Origin of the sequence: Stenotrophomonas sp. ASS1, assembly GCF_004346925.1 — a bacterium.
Taxonomy (GTDB): Bacteria; Pseudomonadota; Gammaproteobacteria; order Xanthomonadales; family Xanthomonadaceae; genus Stenotrophomonas; species Stenotrophomonas maltophilia_A.
Map to the genome: position 1 here is coordinate 3505966 of NZ_CP031167.1, position 18147 is coordinate 3524112.

Sequence of the window (18147 nt, forward strand, 5' to 3'; positions counted from 1 at the left end):
ATGCTTCCGCAAAAAAAGGGGACGGAGGGAATTAAGTCGTTAACGGCACAAACGACTTAATTCCCTCCGTCCCCTTTTTTCTTCAATCGTTGACGTTGATCCAACCTTCCACCGCGCCCAGCTTCGGATTGCGGTAGCGCAGCTTCATCCAGCCATCCTGTTCATTCAGCATTTCCACACGGTCGCCCTGTACCAGGTAACGCTTGGTGCTGGATGCGCCGGGCCGATCGAACAGGAACAACCGCGCTGGCACCACGGTGGCCTGCTGGCCACGTAGCGGCCCGTCGGGCGGTGCGCCCAGGCCATCGGCGATGGCGCTCTCCAGTACACGACCGGCGGGATCATAGGTGCGCCAGACCGCCAGCGGACCCTGCTCGTCAGTCTGTTCCCATTGCAACGCGGCGTTCAACGTGTCGCCCAGCATCAGCACGCTCTCGCTGCGGTAGAGATAGAGCTTCGCACCTGTAAACCGGTACTGGTCGGCGTACCACATCGGGCCGCTACGGCAGCTGCTGGTCAGGGTTCGAGTGGCAGCATCCACGCTCAACCCCATCAGGTCACCGCAGCTGTCCTTGCCGTGGGTGTCGGCCTGCAGCGCGCGGAACCCAGCACTGGACGGATCGAAACGGTACACCGTCACCGCTTCGTTGACCATGCCCACCGAGGCGCGCGCGACCAGTTCCGGGTAGCCATCGAAATCGACATCTTCGAGAGACCATCGCGAATTGCCGTCGGCATCCGCCGCACCCGCCAGCGTCTGGCGCTTGCCTGACGGTGACAGCTGCACTGCGATGCTGCCGTCCTGCTGGGGATCGGCATGCGCCTGCACATGCGCGGCCACCTGGAAGCGTAGCGTTTCGCTATCGTCCCCACGCGCCTGCGCCGTCGGTGCCAGCACACCTGCCAATACCAGGCCCAGCAGGCATTCCCTGTAGTTCATCATTGCTCCCTGCGGCACCGCGGCGGCACCTTCAACTCAGAACGATACCTCGACCGCCTGCCGCGACCACAGCACCGATTGATGCTTGGTCTGCTGCTTCCACGCCAGGCGGATGGCTTCGATATCGGCACGGCGCTGCGGGGTGTCCTCGTGCAGCACCACCAGCACCTTGGTGCGCAGGCGGTTGGGCGCGGCATCACCGCGGAACAGCCATTGGCCATAGGCATCGAACACGGTCAGGCCATCCGGGAAGCGCGGGGTCACTTCCTTGTCCAGGAAAGTGCGCCACTGCGCATCGCTGATGGTGTCGGCCTGCGGGCGATTGCCAGCGCCCTGCTCTTCACCCACGCCGAAGTACAGCTCGCTGCGCACCCAACCGTGGCCGGCGGACGGGCGTGCGGCATCACCCTTCAGTTCGGCGGTGGTGGCCGTGGCATAGGCGCTGGGCGCCTGAGAGGACAGGCTGGCGCAGCCACTGGTGGCCAGCAGCACGGCGAAGACGAGGCCAAGGTGTTTCATCGGTACAGCTCCGGGGAAGGGGGACAAGGCGAGCCGGCAGCGTACAGCGCCACCGGTCCGGCGTGCTGATGCCAACGGGGCATCAACTCATGCCGGACCGGCAGGGACTTGCATCGGCACCGGCCATCACGCGAAGATAATATATCGCTTCATCCGGATGGATGTAAGTGAAACTATCTCCCCCTTCCCCGTCGTCGTTGTTGCTGGAGCCCCCATGTCCATCCGCCTGCCCGCGTCGCCGCTCGGCCTCGCCATCGCCCTCGCGCTTTCCTCCACCGCCGTCCCGGCTCTGGCCCAGGACGCTACCAACCTCGACACCGTGATCGTCACCGGCACCCGTGCCGCCGACCGCACCGTGCTCGAATCCACCTCGCCGGTGGATGTGCTCACCGCCGAGGACATCCGCAAGGCCGGCGTGGTCAACGGTGAGCTGGGCAGTGCGCTGCAGGCCCTGCTGCCGTCGTTCAACTTCCCGCGCCAGTCCAACTCCGGCGGCGCCGACCACGTGCGCGCCGCACAGCTGCGTGGCCTGTCGCCGGACCAGGTGCTGGTGCTGGTCAATGGCAAGCGCCGCCACCACACCGCGCTGGTGAACACCGACAGCAAGATCGGCAAGGGCACCACGCCGGTCGACTTCAATTCGATCCCGGTCAGCGCGATCAAGCGCATCGAAGTGCTGCGCGACGGCGCCGGTGCGCTGTACGGCTCCGATGCGGTGGCCGGCGTGATCAACGTGATCCTCGACAACGGCGGTGACGGCGGCGAGATCGAGGCCAGCTACGGTGCCAACCACACCGACCTCAAGCCGATCGGCCGTACCCTCACCGACGGCCAGACCGGCAACTTCAGCGCCAAGGTCGGCACCTCGCTGGGTGAGGACGGCGGCTTCCTGCGTGTCGGCCTGGAGTACAAGCACCGCAACGGCACCAACCGCGCCGGCTTCGACCAGATTCCGCCGTGGGACCAGACGCCGGACAACCTGGCGCTGCAGGGCAAGCGCAACTACGTGCTGGGCGATGGCAAGAGCAAGGACATCAACCTGTGGCTGAACACTGAGATCCCGGTGGGCCAGACGTCGACGTTCTACGCGTTCGGCACCTTCAACCAGCGTGATACCGAAGGCGCGAACTACTTCCGCTACCCCGATGGCGATGCCAACTGGAAGCAGGTCTATCCGAACGGTTACCGGCCGATCTCCGAAGGCGAGAACCGCGACGTGCAGGCCGTGGCCGGCGTGCGCGGCCAGTGGGGTGAATGGAGCTACGACGGCAGCCTGGATTACGGCCAGAACGACTTCACCTACCGCCTGCGTGATTCGCTCAACGCGTCGCTGGGCCCGACCAGCCCGACCCGCTTCAAGACCGCCGACTACGAATACGCACAGACCGTGGGAAACCTCGATCTGAGTCGTGTGTTCACCCAGAGCGACAGCATCAGCCACACCCTGGGCCTGGGCGTGGAAGCACGCCACGAGCGCTACCAGACCCGTCCCGGCGACCCGGCCAGCTACGCCGCCGGCCCCTACACCGATCGCCCGACCGGCTCGCAGGCCGGTGGCGGCCTGACCCCGCAGGATGCGGCGCGGCTGTCGCGCGACGTGGCCAGCGCCTACGCCAGCCTGTCCAGCCAGTTCGGCGAGAAGTTCTCCACCGATCTGGCCGCACGCTACGAGCACAATGACGACTTCGGCGGTGAACTGACCGGCAAGCTCGGCCTGCGCTATGAATTCACCCCGGCGTTCGCGCTGCGCGGTGCGATCTCCAACAACTTCCGCGCGCCGTCGCTGGCGCAGATCGGCTACGAATCCACCTCCACCGGCTACAACGCCGGCGGACAGCTGGTGCAGGGCCGCCTGCTGTCGGTCAACAATCCGATCGCACGCGGCCTGGGTGCGCAGAACCTGAAGCCGGAAAAGTCGATCAATACCTCGCTGGGCTTCACCAGCCGCATCGGCGAGCACTTCGACCTGTCGCTGGACTTCTTCCAGATCGACATCGACGACCGCATCGCGCTGTCGGAGAGCATCACCGGTGATGCGCTGACCGACTACGTCGCCGCCAACTACGGCGTCAGCGGCCTGCAGAGCGCCAGCTTCTTCGTCAACGCCGCCGATACCCGCACCCGCGGCGCCGAGCTTGTCACCAACTGGCGCCAGTCGCTGGGCGATGGCCAGCTGCTGCTGACCGGCACCTATGCGTACACCAAGACCACGCTGAAGAACGTGCTGGCCACGCCGGCGCAGCTGCGTGCACTGAACCCGGACTACGTGCTGTTCGGCATCGAAGAAACCAACACGCTCACCGATGCTACGCCGCGTACGCGTGGCAGTTTCTCGGCCGCATGGAGCAACGACCACTGGTCGCTGAGCACCCGCGTGAACCGCTATGGCAGCGCCACCCGCGTGTTCAACTTCGGTGATGGCTACATCCCGCGCCAGACCTACCAGGCCGAATGGCAGCTGGATGCGGAAGTGGAGTACCGCATCACCCCGCAATGGAGCGTGGCCATCGGCGGCCAGAACCTGACCGACAACTACCCGGATCGATCCAACAGCGATATCCACTACTTCGGCAACCTGCCGTACGACGTGCTGTCGCCGATCGGCAGCAACGGCGCGTACTACTACGGCCGCGTCCGCTATACGTTCTGATTCATCAGTCCGGTAGTGCCGGCCGCTGGCCGGCAACCTCAGGGTGCATCCAGGGACCATGACGGTGCCGGTCAGCGGCCGGCACTACCCAATCCGTAGCCTGCCCTCGACCCCACGTACACGCCCGCGCTGGCAAGCTGGGCGTCATGGCTGAACCGCTCCCCCTGCGTCCGCCACCGCCATTGCTGGATGACGCCTGCGCGTTGTTCCTCGATGTCGACGGCACCCTGATCGAATTCGCTGCACGCCCGGATGCCGTGCAGTTGCTGCCGGATGTGCGTGAAGCCATCGGCCGCATCAGCGACCGCCTGGAAGGTGCCGTGGCACTGGTCAGTGGTCGCCCGCTTGAGCAGCTGGATCAACTGTTCGCTCCCCTGAAATTGCCCGCCGCCGGCCTGCATGGCCACGAACTGCGCGGCGAAGACGGTCGCGTCCTGCGCGACGAACACGACGACGACACCGCCGAGTGGCTGCACGCGCTGCACCAGCAGGCGATGCGCTTCGCCCATGGCCATCCCGGCGTGCTGGTGGAAGACAAGGGCGTCGGCCTGGCGCTGCATTGGCGCGGTGCGCCGCACGCGGCAAGTGATGTGCGCGCCTTCGCCGACCGCCATGTGCGTGGCCGTGCCAGCTACCGCCTGCAGCCCGGCGACCATGTGGTCGAATTCGTTCCCGTCGGCACCGACAAGGGCCGTGCCGTGCGCCGGATGATGCAGTACCTGCCGTTCCGCGGCCGCCTGCCGGTGTTCCTCGGCGATGACCTGACCGATGAGTTCGGCTTCGACGCCGCCAATGGCCAGCATGGCTGGAGCGTACTGGTGGGCGAACGGGAACCCAGCAAAGCCGTGTTCGCGCTGCCCGACATACGCAGCGTGCACGCCTGGCTGCGTGAGAATGCCTATTGACCCGGCCACCCCACGGCCGCAACCGAGATGTACCGCGTGATGACCCAACCCGATCTTGATCTGGGCGTGGTCGGCAACGGCAGCTTCGGCGCCCTGGTCGACAAACGTGCCCGCGTTGTCTGGAGCTGCCTGCCCACCTTCGACGGCGACCCCACCTTCTGTGCCCTGCTCGGCCCCAACCAGCAGACCGGTGGCGACTTCGCCATCGAGCTGGAGGACTTCGCGAGCAGCGAGCAGGAATACCTGACCAACACCGCGATCCTGCGTACCGTGCTGCGCGACGCGCACGGCGGCGAACTGGAAATTCTCGATTTCGCCCCGCGCTGGCGGCAGAACGACCGCTTCTACCGCCCGGTCAGCCTGATCCGCCAGGTGCGCCCTCTGGCCGGCAGCCCACGCATCACCGTGCGCGCACGGCCGCTGGCGGACTGGGGCGCACGCGTGCCCGAGTCCACCTGGGGCAGCAATCATGTGCGCTGGATCCTGCCCGAACACGTGCTGCGGCTGACCACCGATGTGCCGGTGCGCTTCATCCGCGATGGCCTGCCGTTCGTGCTCAACCACCCCATCCACCTGATCCTTGGCGTGGATGAATCGCTCAACCGCTCGATCAGCGGCTATGTGCAGGAAGCCTTCCAGCGCACCCGCGACTACTGGCGCGAATGGGTGCGCTACCTGTCCATTCCGCTGGAATGGCAGGACGCGGTGATCCGCAGTGCGATCACCCTGAAGCTGTGCCAGTACGAGGACAGCGGCGCGATCATCGCGGCGATGACCACCTCCATTCCGGAAGCGCCCGGCAGCGTGCGCAACTGGGACTACCGTTACTGCTGGCTGCGTGATGCCGCGTTCGTGGTGCGCGCACTGAACCGCCTCGGCGCAACGCGCACGATGGAACAGTTCCTCGGCTATATCTTCAACCTGGCCACCACCGACGGCACGTTGCAGCCGCTGTATGGCATCGGCTTCGAGGCCAAGCTGGACGAGGACGAAGTACCCAGCCTGTCCGGCTACCGTGGCATGGGCCCGGTGCGGCGCGGCAACCTGGCCTGGGTGCAGCGCCAGCACGATGTCTACGGCAGCGTGGTGCTGGCGTCCACCCAGTTGTTCTTCGACCGCCGCCTGCAGGACCCGGGCGATGCGCACACCTTCGCCCGCCTGGAACCCTTGGGTGAACAGGCGTTCGCCCTGCACGACGTACCCGATGCCGGCCTGTGGGAATTCCGCGGCCGCACCGAAGTGCACACCTACACCAGCGCGATGTGCTGGGCCGCCTGCGACCGCCTGTGCAAGATCGCCGTACGCCTGAAGCGCGATGATCGTGCCCACTACTGGCGTGAGCGTGCCGACACCATCCATGCGCGCATCATGGCCGAGGCCTGGAGCGAAGAGCTGGGCCACTTCACCGACACCTTTGGTGGCCATCGGCTGGATGCCTCGTTGCTGCTGCTGGCCGACATCGGCTTCATCGACGCGCTGGACGCCCGCTTCATCGCCACCGTCGATGCCATCGGCCGCGACCTCAAGCATGGCAATTCGCTGTACCGCTATGTCGCGCCGGATGACTTCGGTGAGCCGGAAACCAGCTTCACCATCTGCACCTTCTGGTACATCGACGCGCTGGCCGCGATCGGGCGCATGGATGAAGCACGCGGGATGTTCGAGCTGCTGCTGAAGCAGCGGAACCACCTGGGCCTGCTGTCGGAGGATCTGGCCTTCGACAGCGGCGAGGCCTGGGGCAATTTCCCGCAGACCTATTCGCACGTCGGCCTGATCACCGCCGCGATGCGCCTGTCGCGGTCCTGGCAGGAGGCATCGTGAGTCGTCTGGTCGTGGTCTCAAACCGTGTGGCCGTGCCCGGCGAGAACCGCGCCGGCGGCCTGGCGGTCGGCCTGCTGGCTGCCCTGAAGGAACGCGGCGGCCTGTGGTTCGGCTGGAGTGGCAAGACGGTGAAGGAAGGCAGCGGCACGCTGCACCGGCAGAAAGACGGTGACATCGACTACGTCACCATGGACCTGAGCAAGCGCGAGGTGGATGGCTACTACAACGGTTTCGCCAATCGCACCCTCTGGCCGTTGCTGCACTTCCGCCTGGATCTGGTCGACTACGACCGGGGCACCCGCGAGACCTACCATAAGGTCAACGCGCTGTTCGCCGACAAGCTCGCGCCGCTGCTGCGCGAGGACGACATCGTCTGGATCCACGACTACCACCTGATCCCGCTTGGTGCGCTGCTGCGCGAGCGTGGCATCGGCTGCCGCATCGGCTTCTTCCTGCACATCCCGATGCCGTCGGCCGACCTGCTGCAGGCCATGCCCGACCACCTGCGGCTGTTTTCCGCGCTGTACGCCTACGATCTGGTCGGCTTCCAGACCCAGCGCGACGCCGATCGCTTCCAGACCTACCTGCGCCTGTTCGGCGGCGGCCGCGTGCTCGAAAACGGCGAGCTGGAAGCACCGGGCGGGCGCCGCTTCCGTGCGGCGGCGTTCCCGATCGGTATCGACACCGAGCTGATCGCGCGCCAGGCCGGTACCGCCGCCACCAAGGCCGCCGTAAAGAACCTGCGCGCCAGCCTGCGTGATCGCCAGCTGGCGATCGGCGTTGACCGCCTGGATTACTCCAAGGGCCTGCCCGAGCGCTTCCTCGGCTTCGAGCGCTATCTGGAGCGGCATCCGGATCAGCGCGGCTCGCTGACCTACCTGCAGATCGCCCCGGTCTCGCGCGGCGATGTCACCGAGTACCGGCAGCTGCGCAGCCAGCTGGAACAGATCGCCGGGCACATCAACGGTGGGCACGCCGAACCGGACTGGACGCCGCTGCGCTACGTCAACCAGAACTTCACCCACGCCACCCTCACCGGCTTCTACCGGGCGGCGGCAGTGGGCCTGGTCACTCCGCTGCGCGATGGCATGAACCTGGTAGCCAAGGAGTACGTGGCGTCGCAGGACCCGGAAGACCCCGGCGTGCTGGTGCTGTCGCTGCTGGCCGGCGCCGCCGACGAACTCAAGCAGGCGCTGCTGGTGAACCCGCATGATCTGGACGGCGTGGCCGACGCCATCGCCACCGCGGCAACGATGTCGCTGCGCAGGCGCAAGGAACGCTGGCACGCAATGATGGAGCACCTGCGCACCTACGACATCAACCACTGGCGCCGCAGCTATCTGGACGCGCTGGAAGGTTGAGGGAAAAGGGGACGGAGGGGATTAAGTCGTTTGTGCACAAACGACTTAATCCCCTCCGTCCCCTTTTTCTTCAATCCAGGAACCGCGCGGCCTGCTCCGGTGCGGGCAGGTAACAGGCGTCATGCCGCCCGAACCAGCGGTAGCGGTTGCGAGCCAGCGCGCGGTACGCGGCATCACGCCAGCTGCGCGGCAGCACGCGCAATGCACCGGTCAGACGCCAGACGCCGCCCAGCCCCGCCAGCACGCGAAGGATCGCATCGGTATCGGTCCAGGCGCCCTGTTCGTCCAGCAGCAGGAACGACATCGGGTCCTGCGGGTCCAGCCCATGCGCGCGCAACATCGCACTGCCCTGCGCGCCCTGCATCGCCGCAAAGCGGTAGCGGCCCTTGCGGTCGAAACGCAGCAGGAAGCGCACCCAGCGGTTGCACAGCGCGCACACGCCATCGAACACGATCACCGCGCTGCCGGCCTCGGCGGCGGAATCACTGCGGTTCGAGCCAGCCTTCATAGCGGATCAGGGCTCCGGCCCAGGGCAAGGTCACATCGACCAGGAAAGTGTAACGCTCACCCTGCCAGGCTTCGCGGCAACGCACACCACCAAACCAGCGCCTCGGCAGCGGCAGCAGCCCGAACGCCCAGACCCGCCGCACCGACCAGTCAATGCCACCCTCGCGGGCCTGCAGATCAAATTCGAAGCGCACCGCGCCCAGCTGCTCGCGCAGGCAGCCCTCGTGTACCCACAGCCGCGACACCATCGGCCAGCGACCAAATCGTCGTGCCCATTGCTCGCCCTGCCCGTGTGCGCTGAACGCCACTTCGGTGGGCAGCGCTTCACCGTCCTTCGGCAACCGCGCCAACGCGGCCAGCAGCGGCACCAGCCAGTGTCGCCCTCTCACGATGCGCGCCTGCCCCACGTAGCGGCAAGGCAACGGTGCGGCATGCAGCGCCTGCACCGGCGCGGCCAGGGTGGCGAAGGCCGGCCCCAGCACGCGCGCGAACAACGGCGTGGTCAGGGCGCGATCCAGGCCAGGGTCGCCATGCGCCCGGTGCGACGGTCGCGCCGGTGCGAATACAGGTCCGGATCGGCCATCGTCGACACCGTGCCGCCATACACCTGCGCCGGGTCCATGCCCGCCGCCTGCAGGCGCTGACGTGCCAGGGCGAACAGGTCCACCTTCCAGTGCCCCGGGCGTGTCGCCACAAACGCCGCCTCGGCCGCCGGATCATGGCCGACGAAGGCGTGGAAGACCTCTTCGCCGATCTCGTAGTCGGCCGGCCCGGCCGCCGGGCCCAGCCACGCGCGAAGCTGCGCGGGCGGGGTCTGCATGGCGGCCACGGTGGCCTCCAGCATGCCGTCGGCCAGCCCGCGCCATCCAGCGTGAGCGGCGCCCACCTCGCTACCGTCGGCAGCGGCGAACACCACCGGCAGGCAGTCGGCGGTCAGGATCGCCAGCACCACGCCGGGCACCGAGGTCACCGCAGCGTCGGCCACCGGTTCGCTTGCGCCTGGCACCGGCGGCGTTGTGAAGCGCAGCACGGTACTGCTGTGCACTTGGCGCAGCCAGTGCGGTGCCGACGGCAGCGCCAGCCCCTGCTGCAGCAGCTGCCGGTTGTGCTCCACGTTGGCCGGGGTATCACCATCGGCCGCGTGCCGGTTGCCCAGGTTGAACTGCGCGAACGGCGCCGGCGAAATGCCCGCACCGTGCCGACGCGTGGTCAGCGCATGGACGCCCCGAGGCGCCGGCCAGTCCGCCTGCAGCAAAGGCAACGCGGCGGCCATCACCAGCGGTCCCGCTCGCGTGCGGCGAAGGCTTCGCTGTCTTCGCGCAGCACCTTCATCAGGTGCAGCATGTCGTCCGGCACCGGCGCGGTGTTGCGCACCGGCTCACCGGTGATCGGGTGCGTGAACTCCAGGGTCTCGGCGTGCAGTGCCTGGCGCTTGAAGCCGCGCAGCGCGGCTACCAGCTCATCGCTGGCGCCCTTGGGCAGCTTCAGCGCACCGCCGTACAGCGGGTCACCGATGATCGGATGGCGCACATGCGCCATGTGCACGCGGATCTGATGGGTACGGCCGGTTTCCAGGCGGCACTCCAGCGCAGTGTGCGCACGGAAGCGCTCGCGCAGGCGGTAATGGGTGATCGCTTCCTTGCCGTCCTCGCGCACGGCCATCTTCAGGCGGTCGCGTGGGTGGCGGTCGATCGGGGCATCGGCGGTACCGCCGGCCACCAGCGCACCCATCACGATGGCCAGGTACTGGCGGTGCACGTCGCGCGCGGCCAGCTGCTCGACCAGTGCGGTCTGCGCTTCCAGGGTCTTGGCCACCACCATCACGCCGCTGGTGTCCTTGTCCAGGCGGTGCACGATGCCGGCGCGCGGCAGCACCGCCACCGACGGGTCGCGGAACAGCAGGGCGTTGACCAGGGTGCCGCTGTGGTTGCCCGCGCCCGGGTGCACCACCAGGCCGACCGGCTTGTTGATCACCAGCAGGTGCTCGTCCTCGAACAGCACGTCCAGCGGGATGTCCTCCGGCTGGGCGTCGGTCTGGGTCTCGAGCACCACGTTGAGGGTCACGAGCTCGCCGCCGCGCAGCGGATCGCGCGGGCGCACCTGGGCGCCGTCCAGCAGCACCTCACCGGCCTTGATCCACTCGGTCAGGCGCGAACGCGAGTATTCGGGGAACAGTTCGGCCACCACGGCGTCGAAACGACGGCCGGCCGCAGTGTCGGGGACGATGGCCTGGCGGGCCGATTCAGAGGGTTGTTCAGACATGGCAGGGGGCATTCTTTGAAATTTTGGGGTCCCGGCGGCCGGTTTCAGTCGCTGGACAGGACACTAGGCTATCATCGACCCTTCGTATTCCAGCCGCGTCCCGCCTCGACCCCATGATCCGACGCTCCGCCATGCTCTCCGCGCCCGTCCGCCTCACCGCCCTGCTGCTGGTGCTGGTCATCGCCGCCACCGGCTGCCACCGTGGTGCCAAGAAGGGCGATCGCCCCGATGAAGGGACGCCGGTCGAACAGTTGTACGAGAAGAGCCACAAGCTGATGCAGGGTGGCAACTGGAGCGGCGCCGAAGCCAGCTTCCGCCGCCTGGTGGCCCAGTATCCGTACGGTCCGTACACCGAGCAGGCGATGATCGAGACCGCCTACGCCCAGTACAAGGCCGGCAAGCACGATGACGCGGTGTCCAGCATCGACCGCTTCATCCGTACCTACCCGACCCATCGCAACATCGCGTACCTGTACTACCTGCGCGGCCTGGCCAACTCCAACCGCAGTACGGTTTTCCTGCGCCGCGTATGGTCGCTGGATGCCAGCCGTCGCGACCTGTCCACGCCGCACCAGGCGTATTCGGACTTCAACATCGTGGTCGACCGCTATCCCAACAGCCGCTACGCCGCCGATGCGCGCCAGCGCATGCTGGAGCTGCGTGACGTGTTCGCCCAGCATGAGCTGGACAACGCCCTGTACTACATGCGCCGCGGCGCCTGGGTCTCGGCCGCCGGCCGCGCCAACTACCTGCTGGAAACCTACCCGCAGAGCGCGTTCCAGTACGACGCCGTGGCTGTGCTGGCCGATTCCTACACCCACCTGGGCAACAAGACCCTGGCCGACGATGCCCGCCGCGTCCTGCAGCTGAACCAGCCGGACCACCCGTGGCTGGAAGGCAAGTGGCCGAAGTACCCGTGGATGATCCGCAAGCTGAACCCGTTCGCCGGCGAGAAATCCGCCAGCACCGGCCAGCGCAACGCGCGACTGGAAAAGAAGTAAGAGAGGGCCCCGAAAGGGGCCTTTTCTTTGTCGGTAGATCCACGCCATGCGTGGATGGTTCGTACGCCCATGGACCACGACACTAGGAATTCTACGAATTCCCGGCGGATGCGACGCCGGTCGCATCCCGCTCCGGCGACGCCCTCCACACTGCGGCGCAACGGCCATCCCGGCCGTGAAGGAGCGCCCCATGACCCTACCGCCCCGCCGTTTCCGCCCCCTCGCCTGCCTCCTTGCCACCGCCCTGCTGGCGCTGTCCTCGGGCCCCCTCGCTGCCGCACCGGGTGCACCGGGCGATCTGCTGTCTGCTGCCCCCTATCGCGCGTCATGGGTGCCGTCCAAGGCTGCGCAGGCCTACAAGCTCCACTACCGCACCCCGGATCTTCGCGGCCAGCTGGCCGAAGGCACCGGCCTGCTGTACCTGCCCGCCGGCGCGGCTCCAGCGGGCGGCTGGCCGGTGGTGTCCTGGGCACATGGCACCCAGGGCATCGCCGATCGCTGCGCGCCCTCGGTGTCCGGCCCCTACCAACCCGAACGCGACGGGCGCTTCCTCGATCAGTTCCTGGCCCAGGGCTATGCGGTGGTCGCCGCGGACTACCAGGGGCTCGGCAGCCCCGGCGAGCATGCCTATCTGCACGTCCGCACGGCCGCGCGCAATGCCATCGACCTGGTCAAGGCCAGCCGCCAGTACCTGGGCAACGCAGCGCTGTCGCCGCGCTGGGTCTCTGTTGGTCATTCACAGGGTGGCGCTGCAGCCCTCACAGCCGGGCATCTGGCGCCCACCTATGGTGGTCCTTCCCTGCACTACCGTGGCAGCTTCACCACCGGCACGCCCACCGCCGTCGAGCTGACCGCGCTGGTGATGAAGCCGGACAACCGCACCGCCAATCCTGGCGCGCTCAACGCGTATCACGCGTATCTGCTCGACGGTCTGTTGCAGGTTGCGCCACAGATCGACCGCGTCCTCAGCGACACCGGTCGCGCCCGCGTGGCAGTGGCACGCGAACAGTGCCTGGGCGAATTGGCCACCACGCTGGACGGTGCGGATACCGGCAGCATGTTCACTGCACCGCTGACCAGCGTGCCGGGCATCTGGGCGGTGCTGTACGACTATCTCGGCGTACCGCGCCGCGGCTTCAGCCAACCGCTGATGCTCGGCCACGGCAGCGAGGACCGCGATGTGCCCTATCTGACCACCCTGCTGTATGCCGCAGGCCTGGCCCTGCGAGGCGAGCCGGTCGCGTTCCGGCGTTACCCGGTCGACCACCGCGGCACGCTGGATGCGGCGGCGGCGGATGGCCTGGCGTTTGTGCGGGCACGGCTGGGGGACGGACGCTTCAACGACGCTGCGGAAACTGCCAGCCTCGAACAGTTGCTTGAGGACGCCCGGTAGATCCACGCCATGCGTGGATACGCGGTATGCGGGGTTGCCGGCCAGCGGCCGGCACTACCGAACGCAGTAGAGCCACGCCATGCGTGGATGCGCGGTATGCGGGGTTGCCGGCCAGCGGCCGGCACTACCGAACGCAGTAGAGCCACGCCATGCGTGGATACGCGGTATGCGGGGTTGCCGGCCAGCGGCCGGCACTACCGAACGCAGTAGATCCACGCCATGCGTGGATGCGCGGTATGCGGGGTTGCCGGCCAGCGGCCGGCACTACCGAACGCAGTAGATCCACGCCATGCGTGGATACGCGGTATACGGGTTGCCGGCCAGCGGCCGGCACTACCGGACGCAGTAGAGCCACGCCATGCGTGGATGCGCGGTGTACGGGGTTGCCGGCCAGCGGCCGGCACTACCGGACGCAGTAGAACCACGCCATGCGTGGATGCGCGGTATACGGGTTGCCGGCCAGCGGCCGGCACTACCCGCCAAGCGCAGCTTCAGCCCTTGTAACCGTTGCTGATCGGGTAACGACGCTCGCGGCCAAATGCCCGGCGCGAGACCTTCGGCCCCGGCGCGGCCTGGTGCCGCTTCCACTCGCTGATGCGCACCAGGCGCAGCACCCGGTCGACCACGGCCGCGTCGTAACCGGCCGCAACGATCTCCGTGCGCGACTGCTCCTGGTCGATGTAGCGGTACAGGATGCCGTCCAGCACGTCATAGGCCGGCAGCAAATCCTGGTCCAGCTGGTTCTCGCGCAGCTCGGCCGACGGCGGGCGGCTGATCACGGCCGGTGGGATCACCGGCGCGCCGCCCACGGTGTTGCGCCACTTCGACAGCCCGAACACTTCGGTCTTGTACAGGTCCTTCAGCGGCGCATAGCCACCGCACATGTCGCCGTAGATGGTGGCGTAACCCACCGCGTATTCGCTTTTGTTGCCGGTGGTCAGCAACAGGCCACCGAACTTGTTGGCCAGCGCCATCAGGATCACGCCACGGCTGCGCGACTGCAGGTTCTCTTCGGTCACGTCCGGCGCAGTGCCTTCGAACATCGGCGCCAGCGATTCCATCAGGCCCTTGAACGCCGGCTCGATCGATACCGCCTCCAGCTTCACGCCCAATGCCTGGCACTGTTCGGCGGCCAGGTCGTTGGACAGGCCCGCAGTATAGCGCGACGGCAACCGCACAGCGGTGACGTTTTCCGCGCCCATCGCGTCCACGGCCATGGCCAGCACCAGCGCCGAATCGATGCCGCCGGACAGGCCCAGCCACACCTTCTTGAAGCCGTTCTTGCGGCAGTAGTCCTGGATGCCACGGGTCACTGCGCGCCAGGCCAGCGCGTCCATGCTCTCGTCGCCATCGTCCATCCACACGTGCGGCATGAAGCGGCGGCTTTCACCGTCGTACTCCACCACCAGCCACTGGTCGACGAAGGCGGCGGCGGCCGGGTGCACGGTACCGTCGCCATCGGCCACCACCGAGGCGCCGTCGAACACCAGCGCGTCCTGGCCACCGACCACGTTGAGGTAGGCGATCGCCGCCCCGCTCTCACGGGTGCGTGCGGCCAGCACTGCATCGCGCTGGGCATGCTTGCCACGCTCGTAGGGCGAGGCATTCGGCACCACCACCAGCTGCGCACCGGCGCGCACGGTGTCGGCCAGCGGCTCGGCGAACCACAGGTCCTCGCAGATCAGCAGGCCGACCGGAATGCCGTTGACCTCGAACACGCAGCTGCCGCCATCCGGATCGACATCGAAGTAGCGGCGCTCGTCGAACACCGCATAGTTGGGCAGCTCGCGCTTGCGGTAGGTCTGCTCGACCAGGCCATCGCGCAGCACGCTGGCGGCGTTGTAGACCACCGCACCGGCCGCCTGCGGCCAACCGACCACGGCGGTGATGCCACGGCAGGCAGCAGCGATGCGGGCCATCGCCTGCTCGCACTCGTACAGGAAGCCCGGGCGCAGCAGCAGGTCTTCCGGCGGATAACCACTCACCGCCAGCTCGGGGAACATCACCAGCTCGGCGCCGTACTCGTCGCGCGCCTGGCCGATCATCTCGATGATGCGCTCGGTGTTGCCGGCGACATCGCCGACCGGGAAGTCGAACTGCGCCATCGCGATGCGGATCGAAGCCATGGGAATCCAGCCTGTGGTTGCAATGTGCCCATTGTAGCGCTGCGCCATGCGCGCGCCGGGCGCGCTCACTGCGTGGACAGCCCCGGCTCAGTAGATCCACGCCATGCGTGGATGGGGTTACCGGGATGGTCAGGGCACCAGACGCAGAAAGGCCGCCCGGAGGCGGCCTTTCTGTTTGAAGCAAGAGCGTCAGTCGAGCATGGCTCGACTCTACACAAGCGGTCTTATTTCACCAGCTTGGCGATGGCAGCGCCCAGGTCGCCCGGCGAGCGGACGGTGACAACACCGGCAGCTTCCATGGCGGCGAACTTGCCTTCGGCAGTGCCCTTGCCGCCCGAGGCGATCGCACCGGCGTGGCCCATGCGCTTGCCGGCCGGAGCCGACGCACCGGCGATGAAACCGACGACCGGCTTCTTCACGTGGTTCTTGATGTACTCGGCGCCGGCTTCTTCAGCGTCACCGCCGATTTCGCCAACCATGATGATGCCTTCGGTCTGCGGGTCTTCGTTGAACAGCTTCAGGCAGTCGACGAAGTTCAGGCCGTTGATCGGGTCACCACCGATGCCGATGCAGGTGGACTGGCCCAGGCCGACTTCAGTGGTCTGCTTGACCGCTTCATAGGTCAGGGTGCCCGAACGCGACACGATGCCGATCTTGCCCGGCTGGTGGATGTGGCCCGGCATGATGCCGATCTTGCACTCACCCGGGGTGATGACGCCCGGGCAGTTCGGCCCGATCAGCACGGTGTCCGGATGCGAACGGGTCAGCACGTTCTTGACGCGCAGCATGTCCAGCACCGGGATGCCTTCGGTGATGCAGACGATGACCTTGATGCCGGCAGCAGCGGCTTCCAGGATCGCGTCGGCCGCGTACGGCGGCGGCACGTAGATGACCGAAGCGTTGGCGCCGGTGCTCTGCACGGCGTCGGCAACGGTGTTGAAGACCGGCAGGTCGATGTGGGTGGTGCCACCCTTGCCCGGGGTCACGCCGCCAACAACCTGGGTGCCGTACTCGATCATCTGAGTGGCGTGGAAGGTGCCCTGCTGGCCGGTGAAGCCCTGCACGATCACCTTGGTGTTCTTGTTAATCAAAACAGACATGGGAATTCCTTGGTGTCGAATCAGGCAGCGTTCTTGACAGCTTCAACGATCTTCTTGGCGCCATCGTTGATGTTGTCAGCCGGGATGATGGCCATGCCGCTGTCACGCAGCAGCTGCTTGCCTTCTTCCACGTTGGTGCCTTCCAGGCGCACCACGACCGGAACCTTGACGCCCACTTCCTTCACGGCGGCGATGATGCCTTCGGCAATCATGTCGCAGCGGACGATGCCGCCGAAGATGTTGACGAAGATGCCTTCAACCTTGTCCGAGGACAGGATCAGCTTGAACGCTTCGATGACGCGCTGCTTGTTGGCACCGCCGCCCACGTCCAGGAAGTTCGCCGGCTCGCCGCCGTTGAGCTTGATGACGTCCATGGTGGCCATGGCCAGGCCTGCGCCGTTGACCATGCAGCCGATGTTGCCGTCCATGGTGACGTAGTTGATGTCCAGCTCCGAAGCGATCACTTCGGTCGGATCTTCCTGGGTCTTGTCGCGCATGGCGACCAGGGCCTTCTGGCGGAACGCGGCGTTGTCGTCGCTGTCGAACTTGCCGTCCAGCGCGTACAGGTTGCCGTCGTCCAGGATGGCCAGCGGGTTGATTTCAACCAGGGCCAGGTCCTTTTCGTTGAACAGGCGGTACAGGTTCACCATGATGCTGGCGAACTGGCCGGCCTGCTTGGCGGTCAGGCCCAGCTTGAAGCCGAAATCACGGCCGTGGTAACCCTGCACGCCTTCGACGAAGTCGACGTTCAGCGAGTGGATCAGCTCCGGGGTTTCAGCGGCGACCTGCTCGATCTCCACGCCGCCTTCCGAAGAGGCGATGTAGGTGATGGTCTTGGTGCCACGGTCGACCAGCACCGACAGGTACAGTTCCTTGACGATCTCGCCGGCGGTGGTCACCAGCACCAGGTTGACCGGCAGTTCAACGCCAGCGGTCTGGTAGGTGGCCATCTTGGTGCCGAGCATCTTGGCCGCAGCGGCCTTCACGTCGTCGGTGGTCTTGCAGAACTTGACGCCGCCAGCCTTGCCGCGGCCGCCAGCGTGGATCTGCGCCTTGACCATCCAGGGGCCCTGGCCCAGGGAGTTGGCAGCGGCAACCGCTTCGTCCGGGGTCGCAGCGACCTTGCCGGCCGGGACCGGGATGCCGTACTCGGCAAGCAGTTGTTTTGACTGGTATTCGTGGAAATTCATGCGTCACCGTGGGAATAGGAACGACCGCACGCAATTCCTCAGGGCCCCGGCGGGGCGCCGGCATGGACCGCGGCGGGCCCACTATTGTGGCCGAGCCAGCGCCGGGGCGCAAAGAAGTCTGTACAAAACGCCGCACCCGGCCAGATTTCCACCGCCATTCAGGCAGTTGCGCCCGGGCCGGCGCTGACCACCGGTATCCACGGCAGGCCAAATGCGCGATCCGGGCGGCTCCGGCGGCGTCCTGCCGGGGGCCCTATACTGGTCAACCAAGGTGTGTAGTGTCGGGCTTGCCCGGCAGCTTCCACCGCGGGCCACATAGAAGCGACGAACCCGCCCGGCTTCAGGGGATGCCAGGCAGGGCCGCCGCAGATT

At 66.9% G+C, this 18147-nt stretch carries 15 protein-coding genes; 6 read left to right on the forward strand and 9 right to left on the reverse strand.

Translation table 11 applies throughout. The features are described from left to right. Window positions 1–82: 82 nt before the first annotated feature. Both MG068_RS16310 and MG068_RS16315 read right to left on the reverse strand, forming a co-directional pair. On the reverse strand, window positions 83–940 hold the full coding sequence (locus tag MG068_RS16310) for an XAC2610-related protein (protein WP_132810671.1): 858 nt from the start codon (window positions 938–940) through the stop codon (window positions 83–85). Window positions 941–976: 36 nt separating this feature from the next. Then, window positions 977–1459, reverse strand: a complete 483-nt coding sequence (locus MG068_RS16315) for a DUF3574 domain-containing protein (RefSeq protein WP_049463556.1) — start codon at window positions 1457–1459, stop codon at window positions 977–979. A gap of 214 nt (window positions 1460–1673) precedes the next feature. On the opposite strand from MG068_RS16315, the gene MG068_RS16320 reads away from it, so the two are divergent. From MG068_RS16320 to otsA, 4 genes are all read left to right on the forward strand, one after another. Beyond that, window positions 1674–4109: a TonB-dependent receptor plug domain-containing protein gene (locus MG068_RS16320; protein ID WP_132810672.1), complete on the forward strand. Its 2436-nt coding sequence runs from the start codon at window positions 1674–1676 to the stop codon at window positions 4107–4109. A gap of 146 nt (window positions 4110–4255) precedes the next feature. Continuing rightward, window positions 4256–5014 (forward strand): trehalose-phosphatase, encoded by a 759-nt coding sequence (gene otsB / locus MG068_RS16325; protein ID WP_032128814.1) that lies wholly within the window; start codon window positions 4256–4258, stop codon window positions 5012–5014. A 39-nt stretch (window positions 5015–5053) separates the two neighbouring features. Next, the gene (locus tag MG068_RS16330) at window positions 5054–6835 is read left to right on the forward strand and encodes a glycoside hydrolase family 15 protein (protein WP_132810673.1); all 1782 of its coding nucleotides are present in this window, start codon (window positions 5054–5056) and stop codon (window positions 6833–6835) included. Next, on the forward strand, window positions 6832–8196 hold the full coding sequence (gene otsA, locus MG068_RS16335) for an alpha,alpha-trehalose-phosphate synthase (UDP-forming) (RefSeq protein ID WP_132810674.1): 1365 nt from the start codon (window positions 6832–6834) through the stop codon (window positions 8194–8196). The genes MG068_RS16330 and otsA overlap by 4 nt, the downstream gene beginning before the upstream one ends. 70 nt (window positions 8197–8266) lie before the next feature. Here the strand turns inward: otsA and MG068_RS16340 are convergent, their stop codons facing one another. From MG068_RS16340 to rluD, 4 genes are read right to left on the reverse strand one after another with little or no spacing between them, the layout of a single operon-like run. Then, window positions 8267–8704 carry a thiol-disulfide oxidoreductase DCC family protein gene (locus MG068_RS16340; RefSeq protein WP_132810675.1) on the reverse strand — a complete coding sequence of 146 codons (438 nt, stop codon included), beginning with the start codon at window positions 8702–8704 and terminating at the stop codon, window positions 8267–8269. Next, window positions 8679–9185, reverse strand: coding sequence for a DUF4166 domain-containing protein (locus tag MG068_RS16345; RefSeq protein WP_132811151.1), 507 nt, complete (start codon window positions 9183–9185; stop codon window positions 8679–8681). The genes MG068_RS16340 and MG068_RS16345 overlap by 26 nt, the downstream gene beginning before the upstream one ends. Window positions 9186–9205: 20 nt before the next feature. Continuing rightward, complete coding sequence (gene pgeF / locus MG068_RS16350; RefSeq protein WP_132810676.1) at window positions 9206–9976, reverse strand: peptidoglycan editing factor PgeF; 771 nt, start codon at window positions 9974–9976, stop codon at window positions 9206–9208. Next, a complete protein-coding gene (gene rluD, locus MG068_RS16355; protein WP_080291790.1) occupies window positions 9976–10965 on the reverse strand; it encodes a 23S rRNA pseudouridine(1911/1915/1917) synthase RluD in 990 nt (329 codons plus the stop codon). Before rluD ends, pgeF begins: the two co-directional genes overlap by 1 nt. Window positions 10966–11078: 113 nt before the next feature. Here rluD and MG068_RS16360 point away from each other — a divergent pair, with 113 nt between their 5' ends. Both MG068_RS16360 and MG068_RS16365 read left to right on the forward strand, forming a co-directional pair. Beyond that, window positions 11079–11966, forward strand: a complete 888-nt coding sequence (locus MG068_RS16360; protein ID WP_029379759.1) for an outer membrane protein assembly factor BamD — start codon at window positions 11079–11081, stop codon at window positions 11964–11966. A 190-nt stretch (window positions 11967–12156) separates the two neighbouring features. Continuing rightward, window positions 12157–13359 (forward strand): lipase family protein, encoded by a 1203-nt coding sequence (locus MG068_RS16365; protein ID WP_132810677.1) that lies wholly within the window; start codon window positions 12157–12159, stop codon window positions 13357–13359. Between the two features lie 491 nt (window positions 13360–13850). On the opposite strand, the gene MG068_RS16370 is transcribed toward MG068_RS16365, so the two are convergent. The 3 genes from MG068_RS16370 to sucC all read right to left on the reverse strand — a co-directional run bounded on the left by MG068_RS16370 (window position 13851) and on the right by sucC (window position 17775). After that, on the reverse strand, window positions 13851–15485 hold the full coding sequence (locus MG068_RS16370; protein ID WP_132810678.1) for an NAD+ synthase: 1635 nt from the start codon (window positions 15483–15485) through the stop codon (window positions 13851–13853). A gap of 224 nt (window positions 15486–15709) precedes the next feature. Continuing rightward, on the reverse strand, window positions 15710–16585 hold the full coding sequence (gene sucD, locus MG068_RS16375; RefSeq protein ID WP_005410793.1) for a succinate--CoA ligase subunit alpha: 876 nt from the start codon (window positions 16583–16585) through the stop codon (window positions 15710–15712). A gap of 20 nt (window positions 16586–16605) precedes the next feature. Beyond that, window positions 16606–17775, reverse strand: a complete 1170-nt coding sequence (gene sucC / locus MG068_RS16380; protein ID WP_004154430.1) for an ADP-forming succinate--CoA ligase subunit beta — start codon at window positions 17773–17775, stop codon at window positions 16606–16608. Window positions 17776–18147: the final 372 nt, after the last annotated feature.